The organism is Mesorhizobium sp. M1A.T.Ca.IN.004.03.1.1 (assembly GCF_003997555.1).
Classification (GTDB): domain Bacteria; phylum Pseudomonadota; class Alphaproteobacteria; order Rhizobiales; family Rhizobiaceae; genus Mesorhizobium.
This window is the reverse complement of record NZ_RZTV01000816.1, coordinates 1-248: the sequence shown is the minus strand read 5'-3', so window position 1 is coordinate 248 and position 248 is coordinate 1. Positions and strand designations below refer to the sequence as shown.

The following is a 248-nucleotide window of genomic DNA, read 5'->3' as shown; positions in this document are numbered from 1 at the left end:
CTGATCTTCTTTGCGATCAACCGCATCCTGATCGGCCCGATCCGCCGGCTGACCGGCAGCATGCAGCAATTCTCCTCCGATCCGGAAAACCCGGCCCATATCTATATCGGCGACGGCGGCCGCGACGAACTGGCGGTCGCCGGCCGCAACCTCACCTCGATGCAGATGGAGCTGCAGAAGACGCTGAAGCAGCAGAAGAACCTTGCCGCTCTCGGCCTTGCCGTCTCCAAGATCAATCACGACATGCG

1 protein-coding gene is annotated in these 248 nt (G+C 61.3%); it reads left to right on the top strand.

Annotation, left to right across the window (positions count from 1 at the left end; translation table 11 throughout):
- The coding region (locus tag EOD29_RS33935) for a HAMP domain-containing protein (RefSeq protein WP_127248888.1) at window positions 1-248 on the top strand (248 nt) is incomplete at both ends.